Origin of the sequence: Microcoleus sp. S28C3 (assembly GCF_036700785.1) — a bacterium.
Classification (GTDB): Bacteria; Cyanobacteriota; Cyanobacteriia; order Cyanobacteriales; family Microcoleaceae; genus Microcoleus; species Microcoleus asticus.
In genome coordinates this window covers 28,106-35,217 of record NZ_JAUBPO010000082.1, presented here as the reverse complement: position 1 = coordinate 35,217, position 7,112 = coordinate 28,106, and the positions used below count along the sequence as shown (strand labels likewise).

At 45.1% G+C, this 7,112-nt stretch carries 7 protein-coding genes; 1 reads left to right on the top strand and 6 read right to left on the bottom strand.

Features of this window, described 5'->3' with window-relative positions:
* Positions 1 to 118 precede the first annotated feature (118 nt).
* On the bottom strand, positions 119 to 550 hold the full coding sequence (locus QUA13_RS22595) for a gamma-glutamylcyclotransferase (RefSeq protein WP_333202076.1): 432 nt from the start codon (positions 548 to 550) through the stop codon (positions 119 to 121).
* 120 nt (positions 551 to 670) lie between these two features.
* Between QUA13_RS22595 and QUA13_RS22590 the strand changes: the two genes are divergently transcribed.
* A complete protein-coding gene (locus tag QUA13_RS22590; RefSeq protein WP_333202074.1) occupies positions 671 to 1,270 on the top strand; it encodes a glyoxalase-like domain protein in 600 nt (199 codons plus the stop codon).
* Positions 1,271 to 1,418: 148 nt separating this feature from the next.
* Here QUA13_RS22590 and QUA13_RS22585 read toward each other — a convergent pair whose 3' ends face one another.
* The 5 genes from QUA13_RS22585 to QUA13_RS22565 form a co-directional block, all read right to left on the bottom strand.
* Positions 1,419 to 2,696, bottom strand: a complete 1,278-nt coding sequence (locus QUA13_RS22585; RefSeq protein ID WP_333202072.1) for a bifunctional sterol desaturase/short chain dehydrogenase — start codon at positions 2,694 to 2,696, stop codon at positions 1,419 to 1,421.
* A gap of 73 nt (positions 2,697 to 2,769) precedes the next feature.
* On the bottom strand, positions 2,770 to 3,396 hold the full coding sequence (locus tag QUA13_RS22580; protein WP_333202071.1) for a restriction endonuclease subunit R: 627 nt from the start codon (positions 3,394 to 3,396) through the stop codon (positions 2,770 to 2,772).
* A gap of 11 nt (positions 3,397 to 3,407) precedes the next feature.
* A complete protein-coding gene (locus tag QUA13_RS22575) occupies positions 3,408 to 4,031 on the bottom strand; it encodes a restriction endonuclease subunit R (protein ID WP_333202069.1) in 624 nt (207 codons plus the stop codon).
* 103 nt (positions 4,032 to 4,134) lie between these two features.
* Positions 4,135 to 5,031 carry a polysaccharide deacetylase family protein gene (locus QUA13_RS22570; protein WP_333202067.1) on the bottom strand — a complete coding sequence of 299 codons (897 nt, stop codon included), beginning with the start codon at positions 5,029 to 5,031 and terminating at the stop codon, positions 4,135 to 4,137.
* A gap of 260 nt (positions 5,032 to 5,291) precedes the next feature.
* Positions 5,292 to 6,935 (bottom strand): family 10 glycosylhydrolase, encoded by a 1,644-nt coding sequence (locus QUA13_RS22565; RefSeq protein WP_333202065.1) that lies wholly within the window; start codon positions 6,933 to 6,935, stop codon positions 5,292 to 5,294.
* Positions 6,936 to 7,112 lie beyond the last annotated feature (177 nt).

Here is a 7,112-nt window from a genome sequence, read left to right as displayed (position 1 = left end):
TTTAAATCACCCTAACCTTCCTTCAGTCTTGTCTTATGGTACTCTAGCTGCTTAAAAACTGTCCGAACTATTGTTATGTATGACTGTACTTTAAGCCTTGGATAGCTTTCCTCGCCACTCACCCCAAAAAACTGTCCGGACTGTTGTATTTGGCGAAAAACCTATTTTCCCACGTGCCGTGGGGCAGCCAGATGCCTGCTAGGGAACGAACGCGATCGGGTAACATGAAGTAAGCCCAAGCCGTGCCTAAAGGTTTGAGGTGTGGATCGAAGATTTCGATTTCCTGCCGCTGATATTCGTTTTGTGTCGGTTCCCGCAGCGGATGATAATCTTCAAGTCGGTCTAAATCGTCCAAAATAGCCGAGTTTGCGAAACAGAGGAGAAAACCGCAGACTGTGCCATCTCCGGCCATCATCGCAGGATAGCCGATCGGCAGGGCAAAAAGTTGACCGCGGGCGATCGCCGGGCAAGCATCCACAACTTTTCCTTCGCAGTAGCGGAGGTAGTTGCACTCCCCCGGTTTGAGAGTGCCGTAGACAAAGACTTTCATCGGGTAGGGCCTAACCGCTAGTTTTTGCTAACATAGATGGCTAAACTAATAGTTTAAGTCTCGCGGGCGATCGCGACTGCAATCTTGATAAATTTCGTTGTTTACCCTTTCTTATAATTCATGACTCTAGCAGTTAGTTTTATTGCTTTTGGACTTCGGCCTTTGTACTTGAGCTCTTTCTTGCCGTCCCTGCCCCTGGACAGCTTGTTTTCGACTCAAGGGATTATGGTGATGCTGCTGGCCGCCTATGCGGGGGCGATGTGGATGTTTCTCACAAGTGCTCCGAAGGTACACACGGTGATGGTATCGGATCTCGGGCAAGCGAGGGAGTTTTATGAAGGTATGCTAAACCTGCCCGTAGCAGAAGTGCCTCTGCACTACTACTACAATTACGAGCAAACTTTGGGGACAACTGGTATCGATCCGCTGTATTTGTCGCCTAATGTCGGGAGGGCAACGAGCTCTCAAACGATGGGGAGTCCGGATGGTTTGTGGTATCAGTTGATGAAAAATACCCAACTGCACATCATTAGCGGGGCCGGTGCAGGGGAAAAAAATCGCCAGCGTCACGTTTGTTTCGATCGCGAATGTTTGGATCAGCTATTGATGAGGGTACAAACCCGGGGCATTAGTTATAAAATTCGCCGGGAAAAGCCGCTGAATTTTTTGGTCAAGGATTATGACGGCCGCGTGATTGAAATGGCTGAGGTTAGTAATTAGATAAGACTCGGCGGTTGAAACCGATCCTACACAAACTTTGGTTCCTGCAGAGAGGAATCTAAAGAATAAAACGGCTATTAAAGCTGAATTTGGTATTACATCCCAAGTTAGAAACCCGGTTTATCCAAAAAACCGGGTTTCTTGTTTGTCAATTAATCTTTGCTTCAACGCTAGATTTTTCAGAGGCCGCAACTTCCTTTATCTCTGAAATCGCTTTCCGGCTGAAAATTTGGAAGTAGAGAGAAACAAAAAACTCTTTGACTGGAAAAACGATAAAAGTCAAAGGATTAATTGTCACGATGATATTGCGCGCATCGGCTTTAGCTTGTTTGACAATTTGCTGCGCTACCCAGTCGGGAGACATAATGCCGATCGGGTTTAAGTTGCTTTTAAACGGCCCTAAAATCAGTTTGCGAACGATGCAGGGTGCGTCTAGCCGCCGCAGGGTGACTAAATCTCCCAGGGCGCGCTTGCTGAGTTCGTACAGGGGACTGACAGCGGGAATTACTTCTGCTTCTGAAGTGTTGATCCAGACTTCTTTGCAAGCGATGTTTTCGTTAGTGCGGACTGTTAAGAAAAAGAGTTCCATCAGCCGCCACGCGGAAAAAGTGTTAATTTCGTATGAGTTGGCGATCGCCTCTCCTGTTCTTTCTCCCTGTACGTTAATCCCGTGATTGATGACGAGAATATCGATTTTTTCTAACAATAGGGCTAAGTCTGCCTCTTGGCCAGCTTGCCAAGTTACGGTTTTTACAGGTAAATTTTCGCCGTCTATATTCAAAGTAATTTCCTCATTTCCAGAGGAGAGGGCGATAACTTTTGCACCAGCTTTGTGCAGGTGTTTGAGAAGCAAACGTCCTAAAGTTCCCGATGCACCGGTGACGGCTACAGTTTTGCCTTTGAGAGAAAGTGCTGTACCCATAAGTTTGTCTATTAAGGTGAAAGTACCGCAATAGTAAGCATTTTGATTGTCGAAGTGGTGCCGCCAGTGATAAGGTTTATTAACTAACCACTTGCCAGGGGGAGTAAGGAAATCTCCCGGTTGGTGGGTGATGTCGGTTAATTCGTCTGCGCCTTTGATGCCGCACCCGCGGGCGATCGCGCTCAACAAAAAGCCTAAAGTATAAATACAACCTGCTGCTGCGCCCCAGTGATATTGCGGCAGCCCAAAATAAGCTACAACCCACAGCAACAAGCCCAAAACCATCATCGCCGCAGCTTCGGGCACGTCGTGACGCCAGTGTGCTTGCTTGTAAATTGTCTCGCTGACGGCTGTCAAATTCGGGCGGAAAACGCGGTGATGCCAAGTGTGCAGCTTTTGCAGGGGTGCCCAATAATGCGACACGACGTGATAAAAGTCTCGTATTATTTCTGCCCAGCAGACAGAAGCTATTGCCACAGCGCCGACTATCCAGTAATTTACCATGCTCGCACCAGTTTGAAATTGGAGATATTAGATATTGTCTGCTTTGAAAGATAACTCAAAATGGCTTTTATTGCTAGTCTGGAAGTTGACTCAGGCGTTTTAAAATCTGCAAAACGCGGTACAATTCATTGCCGGGATTGCGGATTACAAATTCTGGAGATAAGCCATACTGCGCTATTTCGCCTCTGACTAACTTGACAAAAGAGAAGTTAGCACCTGTGGAAATCATTCCAAAAGTAGGAGTTTCTGGATCGGGATCTGCCAGCATATATGTCAGGAGTTGTGCCAGTGCTTCGTCAGTTGAAAACGAAAGTTGTTTGGATTCTATTACTGTTACCCACAAGTTTGCTTTCATAATTAGGATATCTATTCTGCCTTCGATGATTCTGCCTTCGTCTTCCTCTTGAATGGCGATCGACTTTTCGGCTTTGACTTGAAAAGGAGACTCATACAGACCGGCAATAAACAAAATGGGGCTGATAATTGTTAGCTTGACTGCATTTTCCAATACAGGCGGGGTGTCTACCAAGTTGAAGTATATGTCTTGGACGCGATCGAGCAATTGTTTTTCTGAGTCTGTTACTTCGGATAAGTTTTCTTGCCATTCTCGGAAAAATTCGCTGTTGCGAACTCGCTGTAAACCGAAGTTATCGATTAGATAGCGGAGGTTGATATCTCTTGCTTGAAGTTTTTGAATCATAATTTACTATCTTAAGCTAGTTGACTCAGGCGCTTGAATATCTGCAAAACGCTGTACAATTCATTGCCGCGGTTGCGAGTTGTGAATTGATTGGATAAGGCATAGTGGGGATTTTCTCCTCTGACTAACTTGACAAACACAAAGTTACCGCCAGTAGTAATCATCCCAAAAGTCGGTTTGTCTGGATGAGGATCTGCCCACATATAAGCTAGGAGTTGTCCCAATCCTTCTTCAATAGAAAAAGAAAGTTTTTTAGACTCGATTACCATTACCCAAAATTGGTCTTTTAAGAGTAATATATCAAGCCTGCCTTCGATGATAACTCCATCGTCTTCATCTTGAATTTGAATGGATTTTTCAGCTTTTACCTGAAAAGGAGATAGGTAAAAGCCGGCAATAAACAACAGCGGCCCTACTACTGACAGCTTAACTACATTTTCCAGTAATGGTGGATATGTAAGTAAATTGATAAATCCGGCTTTGAGCCTGTCTAGCAATTGTTTTTCTAACTCGGTGATTTCGGGCAAATCATCTTGCCATTCTTGAAAAAATTGCTCGTCTTCCGCTAGCTGAAGACCGAAGTTGTCTATTAAGTAACGGATGTCTATATCTTTTGCTGCGAGTATTTGTGTCATGGTTTTATTTTTACATAAGCATACTCCTATTCTACTGATTTTTTTAAAATTTTGGTATTTTACAGGTAATTTTTTACATTTTATAACTTGTATTGCGCGCAATTTATTTAGGTTTTTGGTCAGCAGTTTGCTGTTTTTGTGCAGCCTGCATTTCTAGTAATTGCGGCACGGTTACAAAACGATATTCCTGCTGTTTGAGTTTGGGAATAATTGCAGATAGCGCCTCGACTGTTTGCTGGCGATTTCCGCCGCCGTCGTGCAACAATACGATCGCCCCCGTTGAAGCTTGGGATAGCACGCTACGGGCGATCGCAGCGGCCGGAGGTTGCAGAAAGTCTTTAGGGTCGATCGACCACATCACGACTACATAATTTTTCTTTTTAGCGTAATTTGCCAAACCGTTATTTAAGCGGCCGCCAGGAGGGCGAAACAAGAAACTTTTTGCCCCAGTCGATCGATAAATATGAACACCAGTATTATCTATTTCATCCGATGCTGTTTTTTCGGTAACATTGTGAGAATAGTGATGCCAAGTATGATTGCCGATCGCATTTCCCGCTTGCACAACTCTTTTCGCAATTTCTGGATACTCCCGCAAATTTGCACCCAAACAGAAAAATGTACCCACAACTTGATGTTTGTGCAAAACTTCTAATATTTTTAAAGTTTCTGGCGTTGGGCCATCGTCAAATGTCAGGGCGATAACTTTTGAGTTGTTAATACTGGCTTTATAAACAATTTGGCTACGAAATTGCGCGGGCGGTGCAAAGACTAAAGGTTGTTCGGGAGGTTTGGGAGAGGGAGTTGCGGGGGGAGAATGGGGTGTTTTTAGTTTTCGGGGTTTCAGCAGGTTTGGAGGCTGATTTTCAACGGGTGCGATCGGTATTAGCGGATTTGAATTGGCGGTTTTTCTGTTTTCCCACAACAGGGAAAGAGTGAGGCTCAATCCGATAAGTATAACGGTTTTAATTACCCATTTTTTATTTACTTTTGGACTCATCAGGTCTACTATTTATTTTGAACAATCTAATTATGCCTGATTGTTCTGCCAGCTTTAAAGTTTTGTAAATTATTTTGTTTTGCAAAAGGTCGATCGCACTAAAGCAAGACTGAGGCAAAAACCGGGTTTTTTAGGCAAATCAATGGTGTTTCGCCGCCGATTCCGATAAAACCCGGTTTTTTGACAAAAAATGTAGGCTTTAAGACTCTTTCCGCGACCATAAAACAAGGTAATGATACCCTGTGCGTCAAGAAATTTATCTACAACCGGCAAGTTTGCCGCGCCCTTTCATCCTCCGGTTCTTGCCACCCAAAAGCAAAATGGCTCACCGCATTAATTTGCGGCGTCGCAGAGCGAATTGCTCGCATTTGAATCTCCAAAGACGGCCGATTTTTTAGAGGTTTTCCCCAATCTCCAGCAATGGCAGGAATAATTTTAGCTCCTGCAGGCGCTAAACTCACTGTCCGCTGCACCTGCGGCACAATGCAGCTTACATCCCCGCAATTTCCGTAAGACATGGCGTGGAATTCCACAGCAGCCGGAAACTTGTCCCAAGGCTGCAATCTCGAATCAAATCCCCCTTGATTTATCGTTTGATTTGCGGTGGGGAAAAACACCGCTCCTACAGGAATTCCCATCCTTTGAGCCGGTTGAATTGCTATTCCTAAAAAATCTAAAATCCCTTGGACTGCGTGAGCCACGCTCAGTGTCCAGAGGTCTTTTTGCAGTATGCCGGTATCGGGAAGTGGCGCTGTCGGTTTTGGTGTTGGACGTGCAGCGTTGGGATTGTTAGTGGCGGGAGTTATTGAGGCAGATCTTGATACGGCATTCTCCCTTCTAGAAGCTGGATTTGCTATCGGTATCGGTCGCGGAGTTCGCCCCTGCCAAAGAGGTTCTTTCTCAGTTGGATACTGTTTGACTACTGCTTGAACGTCATTAGGATTGATAAATCCCTTAGTCAAATATCGCTGAATTAAATCTCGCCCTTGCTGATTGTTAGCCCGCTGCAAAAGAACTTGCTGCGATGCTGGGCCGTAAATCCACAAGTCTTGAACTTTGGTAGCAACTGAAGCAGGCCCGACGCCCCGTAGATAGCGAATGTAGTCGAATAGCATTCCTTGGGGCTGGCGCTTGACTATTTGATTCACTAACAAACTATAGTCTTGCCTCGCTTGCGGACTGTAGGGGTCGATAAAGGCTTGATTGCCCGGAACTTCTCCTAAGTCATCGTTAATTCCTGGGTCTTGAACTACTGTTAAAGTTGTCTGATTTTTACCGTTGATAGCGAGGGTTTGCTGTCTGTCAGAACGCTGAGAATAGGTATAGCCAAAGTTCATGGTAAATAACCAGGCGTAAACTTTTAAACCTCGCTGTTTGCCTTTGGCGATCGCCTTTTCTAACAAGTCGTATTTCTCGTAGCCGCGATTTCTCAAAACAGAAGGCCAAGCCGTAGGATTGTCTGCGACTGGTAGCAGCACTTGACCGTCATAAAATGTTTCTATATAGACTTGGTTGTAGCCTTTATTCACAACTTTGTCTAATACCCGATCGATTTCTCCGGGTCTGACATCGCAGGGATACAAACGCAGCCAAACTGCTTGGGTTTCGGGCCAAGTTTTTTGGCGGCATTCTGCTATTTCCCGCGCGTGTTTGCTCAAAACAGCGAAATATGCTTGCTGAGATTCCCGTTTTCCTGACAGGGCGGCGCGGCGCAAGTCTTCTTTTTGATTTACCTGTTCTTTGGATAATTGGCAATAGGCTGATGTTTCGGCAAAAGCTGGTTGAGTTTCGATAAACGGCCAAACAAGCTGGCTGATGAAGCTACTGGTTAAAACAGCAGTTACCGCACTTAAAAAGCGTCGCTGGTGTTGAAAATTCGCGATGCGAGTTGGTGCAATTTTCATGGGAGAATGGAATGGGGTTTTCTGGTTTCAATAGGGTGGCGATCGCCTTTTTGCGATCGCGCTCAACAAGCAGCTACAAATTTTCTACTTTTTTCCGTTGACCTAGTTATGGCACAAGTCGATCGCACAATGCAAATTCTATCTGGCGGCTATTTAAATTCAATAAGGGCGGGCAAG